Origin of the sequence: Undibacterium sp. RTI2.2 (genome assembly GCF_035018705.1) — a bacterium.
In the GTDB taxonomy this organism is placed as follows: Bacteria; Pseudomonadota; Gammaproteobacteria; order Burkholderiales; family Burkholderiaceae_D; genus Undibacterium.
The window spans coordinates 84,584-108,186 of sequence record NZ_JASJXN010000004.1 but is presented as its reverse complement, the minus strand read 5'-3'; the positions used below and the strand labels follow the sequence as shown (position 1 = coordinate 108,186).

25 protein-coding genes and 2 tRNA genes are annotated in these 23,603 nt (G+C 48.1%); 3 read left to right on the top strand and 24 right to left on the bottom strand.

What is annotated here, in order from left to right; translation table 11 throughout:
• Window positions 1-6: 6 nt before the first annotated feature.
• Genes QN395_RS03575 through QN395_RS03565 form a run of 3 tightly spaced genes read left to right on the top strand, consistent with a single transcriptional unit; the run spans window position 7 to window position 2,017 of the window.
• Entirely contained in the window at window positions 7-357 is a 351-nt protein-coding gene (locus QN395_RS03575; protein WP_323491676.1) for a four helix bundle protein, read from the top strand.
• Entirely contained in the window at window positions 327-1,748 is a 1,422-nt protein-coding gene (locus QN395_RS03570; RefSeq protein ID WP_323491675.1) for an RNA-directed DNA polymerase, read from the top strand. Before QN395_RS03575 ends, QN395_RS03570 begins: the two co-directional genes overlap by 31 nt.
• On the top strand, window positions 1,745-2,017 hold the full coding sequence (locus QN395_RS03565) for a hypothetical protein (RefSeq protein ID WP_322118712.1): 273 nt from the start codon (window positions 1,745-1,747) through the stop codon (window positions 2,015-2,017). The genes QN395_RS03570 and QN395_RS03565 overlap by 4 nt, the downstream gene beginning before the upstream one ends.
• A gap of 2 nt (window positions 2,018-2,019) precedes the next feature.
• On the opposite strand, the gene QN395_RS03560 is transcribed toward QN395_RS03565, so the two are convergent.
• The 24 genes from QN395_RS03560 to QN395_RS03445 form a co-directional block, all read right to left on the bottom strand.
• The gene (locus QN395_RS03560; protein ID WP_323491674.1) at window positions 2,020-3,042 is read right to left on the bottom strand and encodes a site-specific integrase; all 1,023 of its coding nucleotides are present in this window, start codon (window positions 3,040-3,042) and stop codon (window positions 2,020-2,022) included.
• A gap of 199 nt (window positions 3,043-3,241) precedes the next feature.
• Window positions 3,242-3,334: transfer RNA gene (locus QN395_RS03555), tRNA-Leu, on the bottom strand.
• 71 nt (window positions 3,335-3,405) lie between these two features.
• Window positions 3,406-3,512 (bottom strand) — tRNA-Cys (locus QN395_RS03550).
• Between the two features lie 41 nt (window positions 3,513-3,553).
• Window positions 3,554-4,198 (bottom strand): hypothetical protein, encoded by a 645-nt coding sequence (locus QN395_RS03545; protein WP_323491673.1) that lies wholly within the window; start codon window positions 4,196-4,198, stop codon window positions 3,554-3,556.
• A gap of 36 nt (window positions 4,199-4,234) precedes the next feature.
• Window positions 4,235-4,861, bottom strand: coding sequence for a guanylate kinase (locus QN395_RS03540; RefSeq protein ID WP_323491672.1), 627 nt, complete (start codon window positions 4,859-4,861; stop codon window positions 4,235-4,237).
• Window positions 4,858-5,586 (bottom strand): hypothetical protein, encoded by a 729-nt coding sequence (locus QN395_RS03535; protein WP_323491671.1) that lies wholly within the window; start codon window positions 5,584-5,586, stop codon window positions 4,858-4,860. Before QN395_RS03535 ends, QN395_RS03540 begins: the two co-directional genes overlap by 4 nt.
• Window positions 5,579-5,773, bottom strand: a complete 195-nt coding sequence (locus QN395_RS03530) for a hypothetical protein (protein WP_323491670.1) — start codon at window positions 5,771-5,773, stop codon at window positions 5,579-5,581. The genes QN395_RS03535 and QN395_RS03530 overlap by 8 nt, the downstream gene beginning before the upstream one ends.
• A gap of 28 nt (window positions 5,774-5,801) precedes the next feature.
• Window positions 5,802-7,205 carry a hypothetical protein gene (locus QN395_RS03525; RefSeq protein WP_323491669.1) on the bottom strand — a complete coding sequence of 468 codons (1,404 nt, stop codon included), beginning with the start codon at window positions 7,203-7,205 and terminating at the stop codon, window positions 5,802-5,804.
• On the bottom strand, window positions 7,202-7,855 hold the full coding sequence (locus tag QN395_RS03520; protein ID WP_322118705.1) for a hypothetical protein: 654 nt from the start codon (window positions 7,853-7,855) through the stop codon (window positions 7,202-7,204). Before QN395_RS03520 ends, QN395_RS03525 begins: the two co-directional genes overlap by 4 nt.
• 12 nt (window positions 7,856-7,867) lie before the next feature.
• Window positions 7,868-8,326, bottom strand: coding sequence for a hypothetical protein (locus QN395_RS03515; protein ID WP_323491668.1), 459 nt, complete (start codon window positions 8,324-8,326; stop codon window positions 7,868-7,870).
• 94 nt (window positions 8,327-8,420) lie between these two features.
• Window positions 8,421-9,494 carry a hypothetical protein gene (locus QN395_RS03510; protein ID WP_323491667.1) on the bottom strand — a complete coding sequence of 358 codons (1,074 nt, stop codon included), beginning with the start codon at window positions 9,492-9,494 and terminating at the stop codon, window positions 8,421-8,423.
• A 1-nt stretch (window position 9,495) separates the two neighbouring features.
• The gene (locus QN395_RS03505; RefSeq protein WP_322118702.1) at window positions 9,496-9,654 is read right to left on the bottom strand and encodes a hypothetical protein; all 159 of its coding nucleotides are present in this window, start codon (window positions 9,652-9,654) and stop codon (window positions 9,496-9,498) included.
• Window positions 9,654-11,108, bottom strand: coding sequence for a DnaB-like helicase C-terminal domain-containing protein (locus tag QN395_RS03500; protein WP_322118701.1), 1,455 nt, complete (start codon window positions 11,106-11,108; stop codon window positions 9,654-9,656). Before QN395_RS03500 ends, QN395_RS03505 begins: the two co-directional genes overlap by 1 nt.
• Window positions 11,105-11,605, bottom strand: a complete 501-nt coding sequence (locus QN395_RS03495; protein WP_322118700.1) for a hypothetical protein — start codon at window positions 11,603-11,605, stop codon at window positions 11,105-11,107. Before QN395_RS03495 ends, QN395_RS03500 begins: the two co-directional genes overlap by 4 nt.
• Before the next feature lie 59 nt (window positions 11,606-11,664).
• Window positions 11,665-12,375 (bottom strand): hypothetical protein, encoded by a 711-nt coding sequence (locus tag QN395_RS03490; RefSeq protein WP_322118699.1) that lies wholly within the window; start codon window positions 12,373-12,375, stop codon window positions 11,665-11,667.
• 164 nt (window positions 12,376-12,539) lie between these two features.
• The gene (locus tag QN395_RS03485) at window positions 12,540-13,277 is read right to left on the bottom strand and encodes a PhoH family protein (RefSeq protein WP_322118698.1); all 738 of its coding nucleotides are present in this window, start codon (window positions 13,275-13,277) and stop codon (window positions 12,540-12,542) included.
• Window positions 13,278-13,367: 90 nt separating this feature from the next.
• Window positions 13,368-14,693, bottom strand: a complete 1,326-nt coding sequence (locus tag QN395_RS03480) for a metallophosphoesterase (RefSeq protein ID WP_322118697.1) — start codon at window positions 14,691-14,693, stop codon at window positions 13,368-13,370.
• A gap of 98 nt (window positions 14,694-14,791) precedes the next feature.
• Window positions 14,792-15,106, bottom strand: a complete 315-nt coding sequence (locus tag QN395_RS03475; protein WP_322118696.1) for a hypothetical protein — start codon at window positions 15,104-15,106, stop codon at window positions 14,792-14,794.
• Window positions 15,107-15,187: 81 nt separating this feature from the next.
• Window positions 15,188-15,583: a hypothetical protein gene (locus QN395_RS03470; RefSeq protein ID WP_322118695.1), complete on the bottom strand. Its 396-nt coding sequence runs from the start codon at window positions 15,581-15,583 to the stop codon at window positions 15,188-15,190.
• Window positions 15,576-16,055: a glycoside hydrolase family 108 protein gene (locus tag QN395_RS03465; protein ID WP_322118694.1), complete on the bottom strand. Its 480-nt coding sequence runs from the start codon at window positions 16,053-16,055 to the stop codon at window positions 15,576-15,578. Before QN395_RS03465 ends, QN395_RS03470 begins: the two co-directional genes overlap by 8 nt.
• A gap of 2 nt (window positions 16,056-16,057) precedes the next feature.
• Window positions 16,058-16,411, bottom strand: a complete 354-nt coding sequence (locus QN395_RS03460) for a hypothetical protein (RefSeq protein WP_322118693.1) — start codon at window positions 16,409-16,411, stop codon at window positions 16,058-16,060.
• 370 nt (window positions 16,412-16,781) lie between these two features.
• A complete protein-coding gene (locus QN395_RS03455) occupies window positions 16,782-17,120 on the bottom strand; it encodes a hypothetical protein (RefSeq protein ID WP_323491666.1) in 339 nt (112 codons plus the stop codon).
• Entirely contained in the window at window positions 17,117-19,639 is a 2,523-nt protein-coding gene (locus QN395_RS03450) for a hypothetical protein (protein ID WP_323491665.1), read from the bottom strand. The genes QN395_RS03455 and QN395_RS03450 overlap by 4 nt, the downstream gene beginning before the upstream one ends.
• Window positions 19,640-23,539 carry a hypothetical protein gene (locus QN395_RS03445; protein ID WP_323491664.1) on the bottom strand — a complete coding sequence of 1,300 codons (3,900 nt, stop codon included), beginning with the start codon at window positions 23,537-23,539 and terminating at the stop codon, window positions 19,640-19,642.
• Window positions 23,540-23,603 lie beyond the last annotated feature (64 nt).

Genomic DNA, 23,603 nt, shown 5'->3' with positions numbered 1-23,603 from the left:
TTCAGCATGGCCATTCATACAGATTTACCGATCTACAAATCATCTTACGAGTTATTGCAAGCGGCAAGCTTATTGGTCAAGAATTTCCCACGCTCCGTCAAAGGATCGATAGGTGAGGCAATTCAAGATGCATGCGTTCGCATCGTTTTATTAGTTGCAAAAGCAAATGCAGCACGCAACAAATTAGCGCATTTAGATGAAATGTTAGAGCGCGTAATGGAAGCAGAACTGTTGATCAGACTAGCCAAGGATATGAAATTTATTTCCAACAGCCAGTATGCATCATCAGTCCTGCTCACCGACGCCATCGGCAAGCAAGCCAATGGATGGCGCAAAGCATCGTCGCCAGCAGCATGATGACTAAGGCCATCTTGACAGTGCGAAATTTTATCTGGTCGTGCCGCTACGCCAAGAGCGTACCGCCAAGCGCATCGCAGACACCACTGGTGGCGTACCAGCAGGTCTGGCGCAGTTCTCTTGCTGATCGGTTTAGCCTTCGGCAAGATGACATAAATAGCACGTACCGACGCAGAACGCTGACAACGCCGATTACGCATGGATGCAGAATTTCAACAACGGCAACCAGAACAACAATCACAAGTCGAATGAGTACAGTGCCCGGGCAGTCCGCAGATCAAACCGATGTAAATCATGCTGAATTTTCTTTTGAAGACCTAGTGCAGGCGTACCACGATTGTCGCCAGCACAAACGCAACACGCCAACCGCACTCGCTTTTGAGCAGAACCTAGAAAGGAATCTAATTAGCCTTTATGCTGATCTGATCGACGGCAGCTATATACCAGGCAAATCAATATGCTTCGTCGTCACCAAGCCCAAAGCGCGTGAAGTATGGGCCGCCGATTTTAGAGACCGTATCGCGCATCACCTTTTATATAACAAAGTAGCACCGCGTTTTTACGCCGCTTTCATCCACGACAGTTGCGCCTGTATCCCTGGGCGCGGCACGCTGTATGCAGCCAATAGACTTGCCGCCAAAATCCGCAGCGCATCACAAAATTGGTCACGCCCAACGTACTATTTAAAGTGCGATCTGGCTAATTTTTTTGTCAGTATCGATAAACAAGTGCTGCAAGACCAACTTGCCAAACGCATTACAGAGCCATTCTGGATCAAGTTGGCCAGCACCATACTTTGGCACGATCCACGCCAACACTACGATTTGCGCGGCGCACGCGCACTGATGTCACGCGTACCGGCGCACAAACGATTAACCAACCAGCCTGCGCACTTAGGGCTACCCATCGGCAACCTATCCAGCCAGTTTTTTGCCAACGTTTATTTAGATGCGCTAGACCAATTCTGCAAACATCAGATCAAAGCGAAGCACTATATCCGCTACGTCGATGACTTCATTATCTTGCACGACTCAACCGATTTTTTGAACGATGCATTAGAAAAAATAAGCACATGGCTACCAGCAAAACTAGGCGCACGACTTAACACCAGCAAGACCATATTGCAACCTGTAGCGCGTGGCGTTGACTTCGTAGGCCACGTCATCAAGCCATTTCACACAACAACTCGCAGACGTGCCGTGGGCGAAGCACTTCGACAAATGCAGCAAGCCAAAGAGCAGGATTTTCACACCAAAGCGAACAGTTATTTTGGGCTATTACGCCAATCATCCAGTAGTCATCACGACCGTGCATTGCTTGCCAGATTAGCGCTTTGCCGTGGGTTTAGTGTTGATCGGGACCTGACAAAAACATTTAGGAAAACATCATGAGCGAATCTGATTTAATCGAGAAATTAGCAGCAGCGGTTGCTCAACATATCAAACCATCAATCCCATTAAATATTGATTTATGGGACATAGCAACCATTGCTCAATTTTTCAAACGAAATGAGTCAGTAGTGCGTGAGCGCATTGCATGCAAACCTGATTTTCCAGCAGCAATCCGCTTGCCGACAGAAACTGGGAAGCGTGGCCATCCACTTTACAAAGCCACAGAAGTAATTAAGTGGGCAGAGAAGCACCAGGAACGAAGAGCATGACATTAATCGAGTCTTGCTGCCATATCAGCAGCAGACTCGTTGTAATACACCTGCAATTGCCTCAAATCCCTATGCCCGACCATCCGCGCTAAGTCGAGAACATTAAGCTTCTTGGCTAGGCGCGTAATTGCTTCATGACGACTGTCATGGAACGTCAAATCATCAATCAAGCATCTCATCCTTGCTTTTCTAAACAATGTACTGAGGCTGTCAGATCCCAAAGTAAAAATTGGGTCAAGCGGATTTTCTGGCTCCGGCAAAAATGAGAGTAGTTGCACAGCGCGTTTTGAAAGCGGCACATCACGCTTAGTACCGTTCTTTGTCATGGGCAAGTGCGCTACTTGGCCATCGATGTGGTTGGTCAGCAGACCGCAGATCTCACCGGCGCGCATAGCCGTCTCAATGGCAAATAAAAATGCCACAGCTACTGCTTGATTTTTAGTTTGCACCGGCTGCTCATCAAAACCGCAGGTCAAACAAAGACGCTCAATCTCATCATCTGACACACGACGATCTCTGGCCGCAGATTCTTTGGGTCGACGTACATCCGTCGTCGGACTGCTGGCGATCCAACCCCACTCTTTGCGCGCAGTGGATAAAACATGGGATAAGAGATTCATCTCACGATTGACGGTCGACCCGCTAACAGGTTTGCCCGTAGACTTGCTAATCGTGGCCAAACGCGTATCGCGCCAACGCCCTACTACATCCGCACTCAGATCAATCAACAAGACGTCTCCGAGGCGTTCAGAGTCAAATCTGACATCAACCATCGCCGCAAGTCGCAAAGCCTCCCAGCGATAACCTCGCTTTGATTTAGATACCTCCAGCTCATAACGACGACAAGCGTCTTCAAACGTCTTACCTGCGACGATGCCAGTGGTCGCCTGTGATCGCAGCTCAGTTTCTCGCTCAGATGCCCAGGCAGTTGCTTGTGCCTTGGTTGACCAGGTACGAGAGTCCCGGACACCTTTAATCGAAATTTGCGCTCGCCAGCCGCCAGCAGTTTTTGTAAATGACGCCATCGTACTATCCCGACAATATAATCAATCGACGAATAATAGAGGTACGCGGGGAATTTGTGGGGAAATTTCGGGGAATGAATAACAGAAAATAGTGTTTTAATGCGGGTATTTGCGGTTTTACCAAAACATTAAAAAACCCCGCAGACCGTTGATTTCTCTAGGTTTGCGGGGTTTTATGGTACTAAGTACCTAATACACTTGGTGCCCGAGGCCGGAATTGAACCGGCACGCCCGCTATTAACGAAGCGGCGGATTTTAAGTCCGATGTGTCTACCAATTTCACCACTCGGGCACGCTACTCAACGAGCAGCACTAGTGTGCTACTCATTAAAGCCGAACATACGTCAAACGACGTATTTATTCTGGAGGCGGGGAGCGGAATCGAACCGCTCTAAACGGCTTTGCAGGCCGTCGTTCCTCTATACGAATCAAGGACTTATAAGCCTATCCACTCTTTAATCCACCCCGTCTCGGCTAAACAGCCCGAAACAAAGAAACCGGAGTATATCAATCATCTTCGTAAAAAACAATCCATTGACTGTAAATTGGCCTCACCATCAATCATAATAAGATTGGCGTATCCAGCCTCAAGCTCACCCCAAACCAAACCAAAGCTATCAAAGACGACTGCGTCAAGCGAGAATAAGCCAACTGGCTTTGAGTCATTCTCTACCCAAAACAAATATGGCGTTGCTATGTTACGCACTGCCGCTTTGAAAGCTTCTCTCGCCAGCGGAGTGAGAGTATTCTCTTTTTCTAGCTGTTGAAACTGCTTCCAAGTCAAAGACGCAACTTGCTTCGACGTTAAGCCAAGCTCTAGCGCGAACATGATCGCCGAGGCGTATGGTTGACCGGCGTGAGTAAGACCTCTGCGTAACTCACCGATTGTTAGCTGGATGGTTCGCTTTAGTTGAAAGTCGAGATATGGTGGCGGTGCGATCTGATTGCTAATGACCGCCTTTTTGGTTTCGCGTAATACAATTTCCACTGCTGTCTCAGCCTCGTCACGAAGACCTAAGTCCTTCATACGCCTAATAAAAGCGTGGAGTTGTACAACTGTGATTTTTTCGACCGACTGATGCCAGATCGGTGATTTTGATATCGGCGACACGCCGACGACACTACTTAAATTTCCTACATCCTTGAGCATTGGCATAATTTCCTCCAGCGCTCAAGGATAACATGACATCAGCTAAGCATGCGTAGCGCCGATTGCTAGAAGGTCTGCGGCAGCATTACAATTTTGAGCGTCGAAGCGAGATAGATACATATCGTACTCCGTCGCTTTCTCACGCCAGTGACTTTCTACCGTCATGATGATGTTAAGGCGGTCAGCGTAAGTCTTGCTGACTTTAGCGTAAGCGTCGGCAGAACTGCCTTTAGAAGCTACTTCTGCCATTTCTTTTGTAACGCGATCCAAAAAACGCTCAGCAATCACAGAGTTAGGATTATCCACAAATGCCTGCGTTAGTTTAATGTCTTCTTGCCCCGAGACCCATAACCGAATCTGCGCGGCACCGACTGGCTCGCAGACGATGACGATATGGTCGCCTTGAGCAAACAAACGATTGACTTCCATTACTGACATGCCATACATGTGTTCACCAAAAGGTACAGCTTCAATAAATGCGCCTTGAGTGGCTAAACGCTTGAACTCGGACTTGCTAACGAAGTAGTAATCAACGCCCTCTTTTTCGCCTGGGCGTGGCGAGCGAGTCGTGGTCGATACGCCCTTTAAACAGCCGCGTTCAGCCAACATGTTTTCGAGAGTGCTTTTGCCGGCACAGGATGGTCCTGTGAGAGTCGTGATGCGCTTCATACTTGAATCTCCTCTATGATGGTTAAATCGGTTGATTGAGTGTAATTAGGGCCGACGATGCCTAATGCCTTTGCTGTCTCTAAGCCTAAGCGGTTGACGTGGTTGTTGATCGTTGCCTCGATATCGATTTTTGCTGCGGTCGTCGCTCTTTCAAGCGCCTCTTGCCCCTGCTCTACAACGAAACCAACTGATCCTGGCAAATATGCCAATTCACGCTTTAGGTCTGCATGAATCTGACGAAGTTCGGCTTTTGGCAATTTACCCGACTCAATGAGTGCGCCAAGCTGTTCGCACTTCTCTACTGCTTTTGCCAACCGCTCTTTTGCAGAGCGCTCGATTTCGCGGCGAAACATTTCATGCTTTGTTTCTACCTGCTCGATACTCGGCATCGTAACGTGATTGACGCGCTGAATTGTGCAGGGAATCCCATCGCCACGGTTCGGGTTCGTCATGAACTCAGCAAACTGAGAATGGCTCATTTCAACCTCAATTAGCTCTTCACGTCCGAAATACCAATCATTCGACAGATTGCGCTTATGTTCTGCCTTTTTGATTGTGATGGTGATGCGTTGACCATGCTTAATATCGGAGCCAAACAACGTAGAGTCGCCACCATTGACGATGCCCATGCCGATCATGCCAAAAGCGGGATGCTCGTACACTTCATGAGGATCACACTTTCCCATTGTTTCGTGTTTCAGCGTGGGTTTCTGACTGCTACGCATTTGAACGCTCCTTTACTGGTTGCGCCAGCTTGTTGGTGATCATAATAAGAAACTTTGTCATCGTGAACAGCGGCACTTCCATACCGTTCACATCAACTACCTGTACGATGACGCCGCGATTGGTGTTAAAAAGTCGCTCTTGCCAGGGCATTGTAGCCTTCAGTGCATTTAATTCGTCTTCACTCATTGTCGTATTCCTGTATTTGTTAGAAAAATTACGCTGCTTTTTTCAAGATTGCGGCGCCCGTTTTTGCTGCGGCTTCGTTTTCGTAAGCGCGGCTCAAGTTGTCGGCGACTGTTTTGTCGGTACGGTAGATTGACTGAGAGAAGCGCGGCAAAAAAAGCGAATGAAGGTGATTCGATTCGGATGGACGCATAATCATATTTGCAACGACCGGCATAATGCGACCGACCCAGTCGTCCGGGTTGGCGTCTACTTGATCACGCATTTTTTCGCCTTTGATTGATACGTCAACAACCAAGCCACCGCATGCTGTCTTACACGTCAGACTACCGGCGCGTCCTTCGTTTTTACCGTTGTCCTTGCCTGGCACGATTGCTACGATTTCTAAGTCAGACTCAAACTCCAACTTGAGTTTGATTTGTTCTTTGCTTGTGCCGTCTTTCCAGATAGCGGTCTGCTTCTTCAAGATCGTGCCTTCCTTGCCTTTTGCCAGCAATTCGCCATAATGCTTGTACGCGTCTTCCAGACTTTTCACGATACGCGTATCAATCACTTTGATGGACTTATTAGTGTTCCCGCGTAATTGGTCGATCAAGTTAGCCAAACGCATTTTGTACGGCGTAATGTATTTGCCCTTTGGTTTGACGCTCTCTAAGTTAATTTGATCCCACACCAAAAAGACCGGATATTCGCCCTCACCAAAATCGCCGCCTTTTAAGACGCTGGTCAAGATGCCATTACCGATTTCGCGTGGCAGTAATTCACTACCGCGATACACGATTAGCTCGCCATGTGATTGCGTTCCAGAAGGGAACGAAGACTGAACTGCCGCAGCCAGAGATTCGAACTTGTCCATCGGTAGCATGCTGCCAGCGCGACTGAAAATAAACACATTGCCGCCATGCTCATAGTTGACGTTCGTGAACATGCCATCAGCCTTCTCTTGACTGATTACGCCGCTATCCCAATCCCATTCTTCAAACTTGGCATCTTTTGGTAAAGAGCAACGCTGATATGGAAAATCTGGCAATAAACCTGGCCAAACTTTATTGCAGGTCTCTTCTGAGAAGCCAGCGCGCATGTCTTTGAGCATGATGCGCTTTAATAGCTCGGCTGACGCAACCGACAGGCGGTCTAGTTCATAGGCGACCGCCGCGAGCATCACGCTGCCGGTCAGTGTGCGATTGCGCATCTGCGACAGGATGTTCCAGGTCTGCTCATTAAATAGCTCGCCGGTATCATGCAGAGCCGTGCGGTTGGGCACGGCACGAATGCCATAAGTTATTGTCGGGTCGTAGGTCGCCTGCAATACTTTCTTCAACGTGTCTGACGACTCAGCCGCTTTTAGCATCGCAATTTTGTCGTTTTTGCCCGACGTTGTGGCAATGCTATCAATTAACGCTAATACTTCATTCGTGTTCATGGTCAGTTTCATATATTCTCCAAAGTGGTAGTGGTTTTTGTTGCTGCGATACGGCGGGCATACTGCAAAGGTGATTCGCCAGGATTGATCGGCAGTCGAGTGTTGGTACGTAAAGCTGGTTGCGACTCTGGCTGAGTAAAATTTGGCAAAGAGGCTGCTTTAATAGTTCTGTCGATGGGTGTATCGCCTGGCGATGGACCTGCACTTGCAAGCGTCTCTTGCATTGCCGCATTAATTGCTGCCGCGTAGCCCTGATCGCCGTCGAACTCTTTATCTTGTGCGGTTTGAGGCGCTTTGCTTGTCGTAGCTGCGAGAGTCGTCACCGGACGCGATACTGGCTTACTGACGCGTGGAATATTCTCTGCCGGTGTCAGGTTAGTGATGACCTGATGCTGAATAAACTGACGCGGAAAGTAGTACAGCGCAACGCCTTTAAGTTGCTCTTCCTGACGCATATTGATCGCCTGACAACGACCGCTTCGTATTTCATCTGGACAAGAGCCAAACAGCGAGTTCGGGCGGCTAGCTTCCGTCTCTGCGATCTTCCACAAACATGCCGCATAAGAAGGTTGATGCCCGACCTGATCACAGCCTTTTAGGTAGTAAGCGTTATCGCCTCCATGCGACGCAGAAGGTGGAAAGTTTTTTGTAGTTTCATTCATAGCTGCTCCTCTTTACCAACTGCCCCAATTGGCGTCGCGTGGTGGTTTAATTTCTTGGTTCAAACCTTCTTCAATAATTGAGTTCTCATCCGTTGTGCTATTCCAATTATCTAAGTAGTTGAATGCTTTACCCTGCCCGTAATGTTGCCAATATGGCGTCGAGTCGTGTCCAAACTTTTTACCCAGTTCATTATGAATCGCAGGGATACCAATTCGATTAGCGTTGTATCTACCGCCATCTCGAATGCTGTTCTTTTTTATTAATGTCGCTTGAAACGCATTACCCATTTCATTGTTTGTGCCGGACTCAATCTTTATTTGTCCATGCCTGCCAGAATCTTTATCGCCGACTGGCCCATAACGCTTAATTAATACGGCAGAGTTTTCGCCCTCTTTTTCAAACAAAACCATTTCATAAAATTTGGTGCCATGCGTGTGCAACATGTACACCGATTCTGTAATCATGAACATTTAGCCCTCGCTTAGTTTTCTCTATAAGTCACAGTATATTGACCAGATTCAGGCTTTAACAGTCAGTTATGACTTATTTTAAAGATAGCCGAAACTACCTTTTCTTTAACCGTAACCGCGTCGCCACGCCTGCATTAATTGTCTCGGCTTGCCAAAAAGCAGCACGAACAACCGAAGGCGCCACTTCGTTAGGATCTTTATCTTTTGGCAGAATTGCTACTCGCGCCGTCAGACCAAACTTATGCACAATCAGCGCCGCTTCTACCGCCGCATCAATCGCTTTGTCTTCGCCGTCCCACATGAATGTAACGAACTTTAAGCCTTGCTCTTTTAACGTCATGAGCTTGCCTAGCTGACTCTCGTTATCTCCATGCGACAAATGCTTACCGAAGCTTCCGACCGGCACTACGTCACGCAACTTCATATCGCCATCAAGCGCAATCTTGGTCGCTGCCACGTCAAACACACCTTCGCCGATTACTACATGCTCCGCACCGATGGCGTTTTGTCCGTTATAAAGCTGCGTTCCAGTTGACGAAAATCCAGGTGGAAATAAATACTTCTTCTCTGCTTCGCCGGTGATATCCCGTCCTTGAAAACTGACCAGATCGCCTTCTAAATCAAAGATAGGAATAATGATTCGCTTGGCATAGTCTTGAACCATGCTTTTGCCATCATCATTTCTGTATTTAAACTTTCCCTCATGCGAGTAACGCAATCCAAAATAGGACGCAATCGAGCTAGTAATGCCGCGATTCTCCAAATACTTCATATTGCGACCGTTATGTGGCAACGCGATCGATGCTGGCAAAGCAAGCTTATTTGTGTTCGATGTTGCGACCGACGTTACGCGTGGCGGTCTCCAACCTTGATCTTTTGCTGCCGCGAAGATATGGTTGACCGTATCTACATTCGACAAGCCAAGGTAGTTCTGAATGAACCCCCAACGACTAAATTTCTGCTCACAGACGAAGCAATTGCCTAAGCCCGACTCAAGACCAATGTAGACCTTCCACTTGGAGTTACCGCAGCAAGGGCACTCTTTTACGTTAGCCTGGCGACCGCTTGATCCGCGAGTGTGTTTGTAGTTCACGCCCTCACGGTCAAGCCAGTATTCCATGTCGAGAGAAGCAATCGCCTCATTGAGATCGCCTCTGTCAGAACGCATGCTAGTGACGCTTTTTAAAGCTAAGACCCGCCAACACGCCGAGCAAGGCTGGAATGCCCAAGCACAGCAAAAATACGAGAGCGGTGCCAACTCCGTCAGCGAATGCACGACCCACCATTAGGCTCAAGTAAGCCACCAATAAAACGCAGCTAATGTTCATTATTCGATCCTTAAAATAGAAGCTATAAATTTCATCTTGGCAAGTTCTTGCTTAATGAAAATCGTAATACCGCCCTCTTGGTTCCTTGACGCAGCAAAGTGCAGCCTGGCTTCGCCGTTAGCGCGCTCTTCTTCCGTCATGTTGATAGAAATCATGATGTCAACGGTGCGGACTTTGTTGTAGTCATCCGCGACGTGCGTGGCATTCAGTACAGTTGCTTTGGCGCCTTCACGATTACCCTGCGTTGCGGACAGCATCGCTACGTTTTCATCAAAAGCGATTGCCCGTAAATCCAGATATACGTTTTTGGAATTTTCAATCGTGTCCGTACTACGAAAGTTTGGCGCCATAATGTCTGCGTAATCCACTACGACCAAGTCGAACTTAATTGGATCGCGAGTTGAGCCGTCGGGCATCAGCGCCGGTGACTTGTAACGCTCGATTAGCTGACGCAGTTGGTTTGGCGTAAAAGTTCCTGATGGATACTCATGTACCTTAAATTTGCCTGAACGAGCGACCGCCGCTTCTACTTTCGAGCGCACTTCATGCATCTTTAAGCCAAGGTCTTTAATGGCAATATCGGTTATCGTTGCATCAAGACGCTCCGATAAAATCTCGGACGCAACCTCTAAGGTCGCATACAAGACGTTAAAACCTGACAATGCCGCCGCCTTTGCAAAGTTGATTAACGCGGTGGTCTTACCTGACTTGGCACCCCCTAAGATGATTGAGAGTTCTTTGCGACCCCAACCTCGGTGATACAACAAGTTATCAATCATGTTCTGTCCGGTTGTAATACCGGACGGCGGTAATATTCCTGCTGCCTTGTCTATCCGCTTGCGTGTACGCTCTTCGATTTTTTCAAAGTAGTCATACTCGTTACTATCTACGTTGACGCCTACTTCCGTAGCCATCTTGATTAATTGCTCAATCTTGGTGAAGCTCTTCTTTTCAAGAAGGTTCACGGACTGGTAGATGGCTTGCGAGACGGCCTGATGACGGGCAAATTCAGCAACTTGAGCCGCAACCCAATCACCGTTACTTAAATCTGCGCTGGCGCCAAACACCGACTTAAAAGCACTTAAAGCTAAAGGCTTTACGTCGGCGCGAATCACTTTTGCGGTCAAGTCTTCACTAAGCAACTGCTTGCCTGCAATCGCTGTCTGCGGAACTGTTCCCCACTTTTGATAGAAGCGCAAAGCCATGTTGACCATCGCTTGCACGCCAACATCTTCAAAGTATTCTGGCTTGATCAAGTGGCCAGCTTTACGCATAAAGTTCAGATCACGTAAAGTATGTGTGGCGACTTTGAGCTGAAAGTCAGCATCGAACTCGTATTTATCTGCTTCAAGTGTGACGCTCGGCGCACTGGCAGTTGGCGAAACTCCCGTAAAAGAGCCTGCAATCATGTCCGAGACAGCTTGTTCTGCAACTTCTAGGACATCTGTTGTCATTGCGCTGATTCCGACTTAGGTGTCAGTGCCGCAAATTCGCTGATGTCATGCTTGAATATGACGCGGTCAATTGGAGTAACATTAGACAAAAAATCTGCTGAAGCGATTGGCGCATTAATCGTGACGCTAAACTTATCAGAGTGCTTTACTCGTCCAACAATAATTTCTCCCGTCGATGCCTTTTCAATACGCACTGTGGCGTTGTTGATTTCAAGCGCTTTCAAAAACGCTTCATGACCCTTGAGCGGAACTTTGTTTGGCACTTTTGCCGGCGTGTAGCGCTTCACTGATTCTTTGGAATCGCCTTTCCAAACTGAATGCTCTAACGTCGCTGAGTTAGGGCGAACGCTGCCGAACGGAAGACTAATCGTTGTGCGATTACTTGATTCAGGTGCCGACTCATCTGTTGAGTTGGATACTGCCATTCGTCGCCCTTCTTCGATTTGCTCTTCCCGCAGACGTTTAGCTTGGACTTCGGATGATGAAACTGGGGTCATTTAATTTACCTCGATTTAGTTTGTGAATTAGAACAGTCACATTATAGTTCAGTTGTGACTTACTTTTGACTGAAAATCACGGAAACATGCATAGCGTCATTAATTGTCTCGGTAGGGAAACGTCTTAACGCTTCCTCAATGCGAAGCGCGTCATATTGGTACAGCGCTGCATAGATTGCGAATTTTGGATGTGGCTTTTGCATGATGCGAGTGGCAATATGATTCTCATAGGCGAGCTGGTCTGGCGATCCAACAAATAGCTCTGCGCGATAACGACAGTCTGTCGCCCACTGAATCTTCGCCCTGCTTTCCATTTCCCACTTATTCATTACCTGTATAAGTAAGTCATTATTCGTTGAAATATGAGCTGGACGCGGCGGTTGTCTCCAGCCGTTCTCGATACACCACTTCATCGCCTCCAACATAAAGAAGTCGTATCGTATTCCGGTGTCGTCCGCTTGCTGCCTTAATTTCCAGAAGGATTGCTTTTCGCGTGAAAGCATGAAGTCTTTGCCGCGAAAGCCGGCCATGTATTTCTTACCTTTGTCCATCGCTACGCCCATAAAATAGCCATAAGCGCGGTTGTAGTGATGTACCGCTAGGTAAGTCGCTAATGTTGGATGCATTGAGCGGTAGTCAAACCATTTTTTAGAGAACAGTGCCGCCTCTTTTATCAGAAGCTTGTGATGTATATTCTGAATGGCCAATACTTCGCATTCGTCGAAACCGACTTGTGAGCCATAAAACTCGATATTAATTGGGTGTGTCATTAGGTTTCGCCTCGTTTTTCATTAATTCTGTATTTAATTATTTCTGTATTACATGTTTATATAATAGTTAAGTATTTATAGAAGACAGCGGCGGCACCCAAGCAAGCTCACCCAAGTAAAAAGGCGGCACGAGACCGCCCTTTTCATCCAAGTACACTCAAGCGCTACACTGGTTCTGTTTCGTAACCCAAGAGAATATCTTGAACTAAATCATGACGGACTGAATCTTCACGATCGAACTTCACATGCTTAATTGCTGGTATGTGATTGAATCGCCCAATTGCGTCCGCCAATCCGCTTTTGCCTGGGATGTCTTTTTGGTCAACGTCGCCATTAATAATCATCTTGCAGCCTTTGCCGATACGAGTCAGGAACATCTTCATCTGCATCGGTGTGGTGTTTTGCGCTTCGTCTAAAATCACCCAAGCGTTTGTGAAGGTACGACCACGCATGAACGCTAATGGAGCCGCCTCGATACGCTTGTTCTTAATCAAGTAGTCAACAAATGTTTTACCTAGGCGTAAATCTAATATCTCGCGGAATGGTGTGAGATATGGATCAAACTTTTCTTCTAATTCGCCTGGTAAAAAACCTAACGATTCTCCGGCTTCGACTGCCGGTCGAGTAATGATGATCTTGTCAATGCGCTTTGCGTCAAGCTCCTGTGCTGCTAGAGCTGCGCATAGGTAGGTTTTACCAGTGCCGGCAGGTCCAGTTGCGAACGTAACGTCAAAGTTTTTAATGGCGTTAATGTACTGCTGCTGCTTGGGTTTTAATGCTGTGATCGGTGAACGATCAATTTTGTCTGGAATCTTGTGAAAGCGCTGATCAATGGATTGATCTTGAAATTCTTGCTTGTTGGATGAGCGTTTAGATTGTTTCTTTGCAAAGTTACGTGACATAAACTATTCCACAAGAGGTTAAACAAGTCACTACTATAACTCAGCGGTGACTTATCTAACAATATGAAAAGAGACTTTATTTTGGCTAAATTAATGACCGTTCATGAGTAACATTTTAGGAACCGCATGATCGATCTCAGTTGGCAGACGGTGATAAAACTTGCCTCCCGAAACTGACATATCTGTTACAGTCACATAGTCATGCATTGTGGCTCTCGTGTGAGTGTCGATGTGTGCGATATCAAAGCCCATGTGCCATTTTTCGCCTTCGCAATAAGAAGCGGCGCGTTTATGACCCGAACCCAACTGATGCCACTCAAATGCACCATAAACCGGCGTAAAGTCTGACCAGACGATATGCTTATGGTGATGTCCATTAACGCCAGGCAGTTTGAGGTTTCTAGCATGCGGGAAGTGATGGCACAGAAATGTGTCGAAATACACCTTGTAGTTTTGAGCCAACTCTTTCTCGAAGTCGCGCTTAGTGAAGGCTGCCAAATCAGCCTTTGCAATATAGTTGATCTCAAACTGATCTAAGCCGAGTAGCTTAGAAATAGTCCAACCATGAAGCTCCGCTAGAACCGCTCGCATTGCCGGAGTCTCATCTGAAAGATGGCGCAACATGCGCGCTTCGTGATTACCTTCGATAAAATCGATTTGGGCTTCTGGCGCGACCGCCCTTGTTGGTCCAAGGATTTTGTCATGCGCAAACTTAATGCGCCCTACTACATCCCACTCGCGAGGATCAACGCCGTATTTGCCGAACTCTGGTAAGTCGAAAATATCGCCATTAAACACAATAATGTCTGGCTGTACGCGAGCGACAGTATCAAGCCATACGCGCAAATAGAATGGATCAATCTCAATATCATGCAAGTCGGAACAGATCATGACTGTCTTAAAACGTCCTGACTTATCACGCAAATATTTTACATCGTAATTGCGACGCTCATCATTTGCCTTGCGATAATGATCAACCGAGACGTGCTTGGCAATTTGGCGCTCAAATTGATGCTGCTGACGAGACAGCACTAATCCGGCTTGACGGCGGAACTCTTCAAAGGTTCCAAAATATTGATTCCATACAGACTCAGCAATGCGCCCATTAACGCGAAAATAATTGCGCGTCATCACTCTATCTGGGTCTATTTTTGCGATGCGTTGCAGCTCTTCAATGCACTCTTCTTTTGTCCAGTCATCTGTGATTTTTTCGAGGTTCTCCGACATTGGGACTGAACCTCTACCGCGATGAATTACGGCATTTTTGTAGCTTGGGTCTTGCCGCAACAGCACTGCGCGGTTCTTAACGGTCTGTACCGATAAGCCAAGCTCGTCAGCGACATCGACCAGCGTTGGAAACGTATCTGGGTCGTTAAACGCATCAAGAAAGCGCTTTGGAGTTACTGGATTTGTCATGTATGGTTTCGTTTGGTCAATAAAAAGCAGGCTAAAGAGCCTGCTGTTTAAAATCTACATTTGCGACTTAGTAAGTCTGTGCATGTCGCAAGTAGAGGTTACGCTGCTGCGATTACATTCAAAGCGGCGATCGCGGTAGTCCAGCCACCGCTAAAGTTATACGCTTTTACGATGCCGGTAATTACTACAGACAAGACAGGCCAGGCTTTGTCGAAATCAACGCCAACTTCTCCCGCAAATTGCCAATAAGCGCGAAGGCGATCTTGAACGTGTTGCAGCTTTTGTGTGTTGGTCGAAGAATCTAAGCCAAAAGTTTTTGCCGCTTCCGCAACCAGATTGTTTAAAGTTGGCGCCATTGCTACCGCTACTTGTTCAGCTTGGCGTACTGCGCTAATGAGTCCCAGAATATCCATTTTGTTGCCCTTCGTTGTTGGTGGTGTGTCTAAAAATTGCAATGTGTCTTGATGGTCAACCCGTCGATTGACCGAACGTATTCAGCCGCCTGGTTGAGGTGGATTAAGCCAGATGTTTCCAAGATCAGGCTCGGACTGCATCGGTTGCGCGGCTCGTACAGCCTCTTGTATTGTTGGCATTGATGGGTCGCTTGTTGAAACTGGTTCTTTGGCGGGCAATCCGATTTTGTCGGAAGATGCAACCGTTGCTCCAACATTGAACAAGCCGAACAAGACAGCGCCAAAGCCAGCAATGCTATTAAGATCGCTGGACGACAAGTGAAAGTCATAGCCATATTGTTTTCCTATACCGACAACCGTAGCCAGAAAAATAGCTAAGGCGCTTGCAAGCAATTGTTTGTTTTTCAGCTTTGCTGCGTCAGCGACCGCTTGGCCTTGACGGAACACGTTGTAAAACAGTCCTAATTTTTCAAACATCGTCAGCTCCATATTGAAGTTGGTGTGCAATGCGGCGCATCCAGCCTTTACCGGCAGAATCCCAATTTTTGCAGTTAGTCATGAACAAGATTCGCTCTGCAATTAGCCGCATGATGATGTCGTGCAGTTGCATCTTGGCGATTGCTTGCTTGCTGTAGTTACCAAGAATGCCGTCATCGGCAACGCCTACAGCTCGTTGCAAGGCGCGAATAGCCGTCTGTAGCCCGCTATTGACAGCGAAGTCAAGTAACTGGTTTGCGACGCCTAGTGGTGCTTTATCTAGCTGAATAGGGTCCCAAAAATCTCGCTTGTAGATTGCAGCAGCTTGTGCCTTCGTCAGATTTTTAATATCTAATGATGGGTAGCTTCGCTTGGAAATACCCCAATTTGTTTCACCGCCTGGGTCTCGCGAATCGTTGACGTAACGGCCTTCGTTACCCAGAAGCCGATATACGCAAATATCAAAATTCATCTTTATATGGCTCCCACATGTAAAAAGCTCATTACAAATTTGCCAATAAAAGTGATGGAGGTGGTGCCGACCACTACCCACAAGACGCGAATGGTGCTTGTGATGCCGTCCAGGGTCGCGAAATGCCGCACTTGCGCAAGCTCCATGTCGTTACTTTTTTTGGCGACATCAATGATGCGGTCTTCCATCTTGGCGACACGCGCAATCGTTGCTTGATGGCGCTCTTCAAGAATGGCTAACTTAGTCAAAGCGTCTGCCATCTTTCCCACACTGATACGCACTTCTGCCATTTGCTGCTCTAGCGCTGTCGAATTTGGGGGCATTTCATATCCTTGTATTTCAAATTCTGTGTTCATGTGAATCCTTTATCGCTCGCTCGCAAAGGCAAATTAAATGGAGTCTACCAAAACATTCTCATTAAATCAAGTCAGTAGTGACTTATTTAATTATTAAATGCCAGACGATTTTTCGCAGTGATCTTGCTCGAACCAATCCAACATTTGACAAAGAACGCAACCCCACCTTCGCCCTTCTTGTCTGGCGCGATTAGCGCGGCTTGATACTGTCTCTTTATCATCGCCACCAGTTGCAGCGTTCCCTACTCTATCGAATGACTTGGCGAGTCGCCATGCTTTTGGCGAACCGACAACGATTGACCAGAGCATTTGAACGATAGAAGCAAAGCCTGCTATGACGCACAGAAACCATATTCCTAGAAGCAATATTTTAGACTTCACCTTTGTATGCCTCACTAAAAGTAATGACCATCGTTAGCGCCGCATGTGCGCGAGCGTCTGTAAAAATACCGGCGGCTTTAAAGTAGTCCAGCCCTTTAGCAAGATCAGGATCGTTAATATCGATATATAAAGACTGTAGAGTCATGTCTCGGAATATCTGAGCATAGATGTCGGTAGCCGCCAACTTGTAAATGCCAGGTAGTTCAGGGGCGATTCTTTTCATCCATGCGCCTATCGTCATCTTCGTAAAAAACGGAGCTGGCGTTGGTGGTTTCGGAATAAACTCGATGTCGAATTGCTCGACGGCAGTTGTGTCGATATCCATCATTTCACTTTCACGTAGTTTCCACTTGTGGCGGGAGGTAAGTACACTGCTGCGGTGGCGCTGGTTGCAGCAACCGTCGCAGAGTTAAAAGAGCCTGTAATGCCTGCGACGCCTGATGGCACATTGTCTGTTGGCAAATTGCAATAAGCGGCCCCTGCAAACGAAAATGCGCCTCCTGATTGCGTAAGCAATAAAGCGTTTTTAGTCGATGTGCCAGAGGTGAAGTCGCACAAATAGAAGTTATTGCCGGTCGCAACAACACGACGCATTTTGGAAGAAGTGTTGAATCCTAAATAGCCAGCGATGCTGGTATTCAGCACGCAAACGGGGGCAGAATTAGTAAAAATCCGAAACACGGACAAGAACTGACCATTTGTCGGAGTTCCTCCTCCCGTTAAAGCATAAACGACCGCTAAATAACGATTGCCATCTGTTCCCGTAATATCATAAGCGGATAAATAGCAGGTATTTATACTTGGAATGCCTGACAGCGGAATAAGATAATTCGCCGTTGGAGTCAAAATTGTCAATCCGGCGTAAGGACCATTCCCAGTATTTTGGGTGTATCCCATAATCCCCTGCCCACCCGACAAAACATCCAAAAAATACATCCATCCGTGGTAACTAGAATTAGTTTCTCCTAGTGTATATACATTCGATGACGCGCCTCCAAGCGTTGCCGCTTTTAGCACAGTCATCGCCGCACTTGATCCGGTTGTCGAAATAGAGCCGCTATACAAATAGGCCGAAAATAGAGAACTCCATTTTGCGGCGAATGCAGTACACCCAACATCGCTTGAGTCGGCAAGCTGAGCGTTTCCGGCGGGATAAGGAGCGGCACCATTTAATTGACTGGCGCTAAACGTCGTGCCGTCATACTTCAATGTTGTAACCACATTATTGCTAACATTATTAATGCCAGTCCATGTCAACACGCCTGGCTGAAGTAAAGAAGGTGCCGCGAACATACTTCCAATTCCGGTAAAAACATAGCCTGAGTAGTTTTGACTTAATACCGTATTGCTTGCAAGCGCTATGCTCGCAAAATTTGTGCCGAATTTATACAAATTTGAAAAGTTATTGGCGGAATCATAAGATAGACCCGTCACTACCGAATACTGAACACCACTAATTGCAGCAGGCGGCGTGAAGTTAGCTTGAGTAGTTGGAAACCAAAGCATCTTTGAAGCTGTTGCTAATGTAGGGCCGGAAACTAAAATCAGTTGTTTGCCGCTCATCTGTGATGCCGTGATTGAGCCTGATTGACAAACAAGCACCCAAATATTGCCGTTCATCGTTAGTGCCAGACAAGAAAGATAACTTCCCGATACGACGCCTGTGTTTAAGTCGTTCGTAATGGTTACGTTAGCGGCGCTGCCGGCATTGTTATATCCAAACACGGCAGAGCCGTTCGAGTAGACTATTCCGACATTTGTGCCTGTATCAACGATGGTTGCTATACCGTAACCAGGCGAACCGTAATCGGATATTGCGCCTATTAACAAAGACGTAAATGTTGCGGTAGCCAACGTGCCTGTGCTGCTGGTTAAAAGATACAGATTTAGATTGGTGTCAGCCGCAACCGCATAATATTTGCTCGTGCGCGTCGAGTAGAAAACTGACCGAATATACGACTTGCCTGAAAATGCAGAAACTTGCGTAAAGGTGGTGCCGTTATTGACAGACTTAAAGATGTAATCGCCGCCCAAGCAACCAGCAATAATTTCAGTAGTAGTTGTCGTCCCAGATCCTTGGCAAAGGCTAGTAATTGGCGCAGAGCCGCTAGTGACTTCAGATATGATTGTCCATGTCACCATATCGGTCGATCGAACTATGATGCTACCTGCTGAATATCCTGTGCGAGAACTACCGTACAAGTACCAAACACCATTAATGTAGGCCGCTCCCGTATAACCATAAAAGACGGCGGCATTCGGCATCATGACCGTTTGTATGATCGTGAAGTTTGAACCTGATAAATCAGTCATGCTGGCAATATAGCCAGAGGAGTCAATGAAATACCAAACGCCATTGACGAATTTCACGTCAACAATAGTTAGTCCAGCAAGCTGCGGTATTGATTTTTTCGCCGTGAAGAAGGCTTGATCGGTTGTGGATGTATAGCCAATATTTGAGCCAAGATTAGCTACATTAGGACTAAACAAATAGTAAGTTGAGTTAGCGTACACGCCAATAGACGGGACTAAAGTTGTCGTACCGCCCACAGCTCTACTGGCACTAAACAAACTAGGTATGCCCGATACTGAGCTGCCAAATGTCGTTAAATCTACTTTAATCGTAGTCGGAAATGTGATGTCGTTGACGGCATTCATTAAGGCGGGAAGCAGCGAGTTACACTGCGAGGCAGGAATAACCGCCGCAATACTATTCTTTACAAAAACCTCTCCACTTGGCGCCGTAAAAACGGACGAGTTTGTGCCAGCCATCGTCACTTGCGCGCCAATCGGCAAGCCTGAGTTTTTAATCGCCAGGTTATTTACGTAATCTAATGCACCACTCATTTATTGCTCCGTAGCTGTTAAGCCAGTAAATTGTCCGTTTGAGTAAGACAGTGTTTCAGTTCGTATTTTTGTGCCGTCCGATATCACAACAGTGGCGATCGTGCCGTCAGTGTTGTAGGTCATCGTCGTGGTGTAGGTCACTCCAAGAATCGTTTCGGTGACTTGTGACACTTGACTGTTTGAGTAAGTCACGGATGTGCTTAACGATCCGCCAGAGTTCGGCTTAACCGCAGTAATGGCAGTGATAACGCCTGACGCATTGATGGTTGTCGATACGCCGTCGCTTTTAACGCCACCTATAACGGTCGTTGATGCCGTAGGCAGAGAATAGGTTGCGGGCTTGTTGTTTAAATCAGCGTAGCTGCCGCTCGTTGCGACCGTAGCTAATGTTGGCGTTCCGGTCAGACTGGAATAAAGGCCACTAGTGGCCACCGCTGCAAGTGCTGGTTTGCCTAATAAGTCGGTATAACTTCCTGTGCCAGCGACCGTAGATAATGTTGGCTTGTTCAACAAGTCAGAATAGCTGCCCGATGCTGCCACTGTCGCTAAAGTAGGACGATTGAGTAGGTCTAAGTAGCTTCCGGTGCTAGAAACCGTGGCTAATGTAGGCGTACCTGTTAAGTCTGAATATTTGCCAGTTGTTGCCACCGTCACTAAAACAGGCTTATTGGCAAGATCGACATAGCTCCCAGAAGTTGCCACAGTCGCCAAAACAGGCTTACCCGTCAAATCTGAATAAACTCCTGTGCCTGCAACTGTTGACAGCGTTGGAGTTCCTGTCAGGTCGGAGTATTTTCCCGATGTGGCGACAGCTACCAGAATTGGCGCGCCAGTCAAACTAGCGTAAGTGCCAGTGGTAGCTACCGGAGCTAAAGCAGGAGATCCGATCAAGTCAGAATAATTGCCAGTATTTGCTACAGTTGATAAGGTTGGTTTCCCTGTAAGACTGGAGTAAAGCCCTGTAGTGGCAACAGCCGCTAAAGCCGGCACACCAACGAGGTCAGAGTATTTGCCTGTTGTGGCAATAGGTAGCAATGCTGGCGTACCCGTCAAGTCTGAATATTTGCCAGTTGTTGCAACAGTGACTAACGCAGGACGATTAGATAAATCGGCGTAGCTTCCTGTTGTTGCCACGGTCGATAAAACAGGTGTGCCGGTCAGGTCAGAGTATTTGCCCGATGTCGCTATCGGCAAGAACGCGGGAATGTTCAGTAAATCAGCATAGCTGCCGGTTGAGGCGACGGTAGAGAATATTGGAATACTGGTCAGGTCGGAATACTTACCAGATGTAGCAACCGCTTTAAAGGCGGGCTTACCTGTCAAAGAAGACCAATCTGGCACGTATGTATTGCTTAATGGAACATAGCCAAGAGAAGCAAGAACTTGAGTTCCGGTAAGCGAATTTAGGATCGTTGCAGAAGATTTATTCTCTACGTTACCTAGCCCAACCATTGAAGCGGTAATGCCGCTAACAGTTCCGGTAAATTGCGGAGAATCTTTAGGCGCGAATGTGGAAGTTTTTGCTTGTAATTTGCCAAACGCGGTAAGAACCGTGTCTGAGGCAACTACCGCTGCCGTGCTACTTGTATCTAAGCCTGAGAGCGCAGCAGCCAAAACATTACCTGATGCCACCGATGCGGAATTTGCCGCAGAAGTGGCAGAAGCGGCAGCATCACTCGCTTTAGAGGTTGCGGTGTTGGCGGCGCTTGTCGCTGTCGCCGCTTGGTTAGCAGCGCTTGTCGCGCTTGCTGCCGCAGCCGTTGCTTGGCTGGTCGCAGTTGTAGCCGCCGCAGCCGCGTTACTCGCTTGCGTTGTCGCCGTAGTAGCTTGAGCGGTTGCTGTTGTTGCGGACCCGCTGGCGCTTGTAGCTGAGTTTCCAGCGTTGGTCTCGCTAGTTGCTGCATTAGTCGCACTGGTCGCGGCGGCGGTCGCTTTGGCAGTAGATGTGGCTGCTTGCGTTGTGGAGATTATTGCTTGCGCTGTTGCCGTAGTCGCCGCAGTCGTTGCCGTTGTCGCTTGCGATGTTGCTGTTGTTGCAGAAGATGCGGCAGCGGTTGCAGAATCAGTCGAATGAGTCGCCTGAGTTGACGCAGTGTTAGCGCTGGCTAAAGCTGCCGCTGCACTTCCAGACGCTTGACTTGCTGCAAGCGTCGCATTGACGATTTGAGTTTGTACGTCGATGTCGTAGTCAGCCCACTTTCTGTCAGTTCCAAAAACACGTAGCTTGCCTGTAGGCCCGCTGTTGTTAAAATACTCAGCTCCCGACGAGAGCGCATTGCCGTTACCGTCCACTGTTGGATCGGCTGAAAAAGTGCCGATAAATCGCGCTCTAAAGGCGGCTAAAGCTGCGACCGTCTGCGCGGCACTTGATGCGGAATTGTTTTCGCTTATTTTCGCGTTCGCAGCGCTAGTGGTTGCCAATGTAGCTTGCGTCGTCGCGATAGCAGCTTGATTGGTGGCGGTCGTAGCTGAGCTTGCAGCGCTGTTCGCTTGCGTTGTTGCGATAACCGCTTGACTCGTTGCTGTGTTCGCTTGCGTGGTCGCTGTCGCGGCTTGCGTTGTCGCGGTAGTGGCGCTTGTTGCAGCGTTCGTCGCTTGCGTTGTCGCGGTGGTGGCACTTGTTGCGGCATTCGTCTGACTCACTAAAGCTGCCGCTGCACTGGTTGATGAAGCAGTGGCGCTGGCGCTTGAGTTGGTTGCTTGCGTGGTCGCTGTCGTTGCGGCAGTCCCGGCAGTCGTCGCGGAATTTGCTGATGCCGTTGCCGCACTTGTTGCCGCTGTAGCCTGATTAGTGGCAGTAGTTGCAGAGGTAGCCGCACTACTTGCCGATGTTGCTGCTGCCGTCGCTTGATTCGTCGCAATAACGGCCTGTGCCGTCGCTGTATTTGCTTGAGTGGTTGCGGTTGCGGCGGAGTTGCTGGCGCTAGTTTGACTTGCCGCTGCCGCACTTGCGCTTGTACTTGCCGCTGTAGCCTTGTTTGTTGCCGTAGTCGCGCTGGCGGCAGCATTACTTGCTTGCGTTTCGGATGCTAATTCATTTGCAATTGCTGCCGTCGCTGCGACTGATGCCGAGTTCGCTGAATTGGACGCTGCCGTTGCCGCATTGGTAGCGATTGTCGCTTGATTGGTCGCCGTCGTAGCCGAGTTTGCAGAAGTCGTCGCTTGTGCCGCAGAAGCAGTCGCTTGATTGGTTGCTATAACCGCCTGGTTGGTTGCGGTGGTAGCTTGGTTGGCTGCATTGGTAGCACTCACGCCAGCGTTTGTTGCCTGAGTGGTTGCAGTGGTCGCATTTGTTGCTGCGGCATTTTGACTGGAGGCGGCTGATGTTGCGCTATTGCTTGCATTTGTAGCTTGCGTTGCTGCCGTCGATGCAGATAAAGCTGCCGCTGTAGCGGAGCTGGTCGCGCTAGTTTGACTTGCTGTTGCGCTTGTCGCGCTAGTGGCGGCGGCAGAAGCACTTGCTGTAGACGAAGTGGCGCTAGTTGCTGCATTGGTCGCGCCGGCTGCTGCATTAGTGGCACTGCCAGCGGCAGATGAAGCGCTGACTTGAGACGCGGTCGCAGCCCTCGCAGCTAGACCAGCCTGAGTCACTGCATTGGCAGAAGCGGTATTGGCATTATTAAGGTTCGCTAGTGCCGCTGAATACTTGCTGGAAAAGTCCGAAAGGCCGCTCGGACTTACCGAGAGGATCATTTGTTGAACCTTGTACATGGCGCTCGTAAAGATCGCTGCCGTGCCAACGTCGCCTTGCGAAATGACTGGAATAAGATCGGGATATGTGTAATCGGAAACGACTACCCCGCCAGCAAGCGGATCTGAGCTTTGAGCGTAAGCTCCAGTTAATGTGAATACCGTATTTGTGCCGTCGAACGTAGCGTCGTTGGCTACCGTGTACGGCACAAGCTTTCCTTCCACTATGAAAGTGAAATTCTGCAATATTCTTGACGCTAAATTGACGCCAGCA

Excerpts from the sequence above, each read along its gene's own strand:
- QN395_RS03575 (WP_323491676.1), top strand. The coding sequence starts at position 7 with ATGGCCATTCATACAGATTTACCGATCTACAAATCATCTTACGAGTTA.
- QN395_RS03570 (WP_323491675.1), top strand. The coding sequence starts at position 327 with ATGGCGCAAAGCATCGTCGCCAGCAGCATGATGACTAAGGCCATCTTG.
- QN395_RS03565 (WP_322118712.1), top strand. The coding sequence starts at position 1,745 with ATGAGCGAATCTGATTTAATCGAGAAATTAGCAGCAGCGGTTGCTCAA.
- QN395_RS03560 (WP_323491674.1), bottom strand. The coding sequence starts at position 3,042 with ATGGCGTCATTTACAAAAACTGCTGGCGGCTGGCGAGCGCAAATTTCG.
- QN395_RS03545 (WP_323491673.1), bottom strand. The coding sequence starts at position 4,198 with ATGCCAATGCTCAAGGATGTAGGAAATTTAAGTAGTGTCGTCGGCGTG.
- QN395_RS03540 (WP_323491672.1), bottom strand. The coding sequence starts at position 4,861 with ATGAAGCGCATCACGACTCTCACAGGACCATCCTGTGCCGGCAAAAGC.
- QN395_RS03535 (WP_323491671.1), bottom strand. The coding sequence starts at position 5,586 with ATGCGTAGCAGTCAGAAACCCACGCTGAAACACGAAACAATGGGAAAG.
- QN395_RS03530 (WP_323491670.1), bottom strand. The coding sequence starts at position 5,773 with ATGAGTGAAGACGAATTAAATGCACTGAAGGCTACAATGCCCTGGCAA.
- QN395_RS03525 (WP_323491669.1), bottom strand. The coding sequence starts at position 7,205 with ATGAAACTGACCATGAACACGAATGAAGTATTAGCGTTAATTGATAGC.
- QN395_RS03520 (WP_322118705.1), bottom strand. The coding sequence starts at position 7,855 with ATGAATGAAACTACAAAAAACTTTCCACCTTCTGCGTCGCATGGAGGC.
- QN395_RS03515 (WP_323491668.1), bottom strand. The coding sequence starts at position 8,326 with ATGTTCATGATTACAGAATCGGTGTACATGTTGCACACGCATGGCACC.
- QN395_RS03510 (WP_323491667.1), bottom strand. The coding sequence starts at position 9,494 with ATGCGTTCTGACAGAGGCGATCTCAATGAGGCGATTGCTTCTCTCGAC.
- QN395_RS03505 (WP_322118702.1), bottom strand. The coding sequence starts at position 9,654 with ATGAACATTAGCTGCGTTTTATTGGTGGCTTACTTGAGCCTAATGGTG.
- QN395_RS03500 (WP_322118701.1), bottom strand. The coding sequence starts at position 11,108 with ATGACAACAGATGTCCTAGAAGTTGCAGAACAAGCTGTCTCGGACATG.
- QN395_RS03495 (WP_322118700.1), bottom strand. The coding sequence starts at position 11,605 with ATGACCCCAGTTTCATCATCCGAAGTCCAAGCTAAACGTCTGCGGGAA.
- QN395_RS03490 (WP_322118699.1), bottom strand. The coding sequence starts at position 12,375 with ATGACACACCCAATTAATATCGAGTTTTATGGCTCACAAGTCGGTTTC.
- QN395_RS03485 (WP_322118698.1), bottom strand. The coding sequence starts at position 13,277 with ATGTCACGTAACTTTGCAAAGAAACAATCTAAACGCTCATCCAACAAG.
- QN395_RS03480 (WP_322118697.1), bottom strand. The coding sequence starts at position 14,693 with ATGACAAATCCAGTAACTCCAAAGCGCTTTCTTGATGCGTTTAACGAC.
- QN395_RS03475 (WP_322118696.1), bottom strand. The coding sequence starts at position 15,106 with ATGGATATTCTGGGACTCATTAGCGCAGTACGCCAAGCTGAACAAGTA.
- QN395_RS03470 (WP_322118695.1), bottom strand. The coding sequence starts at position 15,583 with ATGTTTGAAAAATTAGGACTGTTTTACAACGTGTTCCGTCAAGGCCAA.
- QN395_RS03465 (WP_322118694.1), bottom strand. The coding sequence starts at position 16,055 with ATGAATTTTGATATTTGCGTATATCGGCTTCTGGGTAACGAAGGCCGT.
- QN395_RS03460 (WP_322118693.1), bottom strand. The coding sequence starts at position 16,411 with ATGAACACAGAATTTGAAATACAAGGATATGAAATGCCCCCAAATTCG.
- QN395_RS03455 (WP_323491666.1), bottom strand. The coding sequence starts at position 17,120 with ATGATGGATATCGACACAACTGCCGTCGAGCAATTCGACATCGAGTTT.
- QN395_RS03450 (WP_323491665.1), bottom strand. The coding sequence starts at position 19,639 with ATGAGTGGTGCATTAGATTACGTAAATAACCTGGCGATTAAAAACTCA.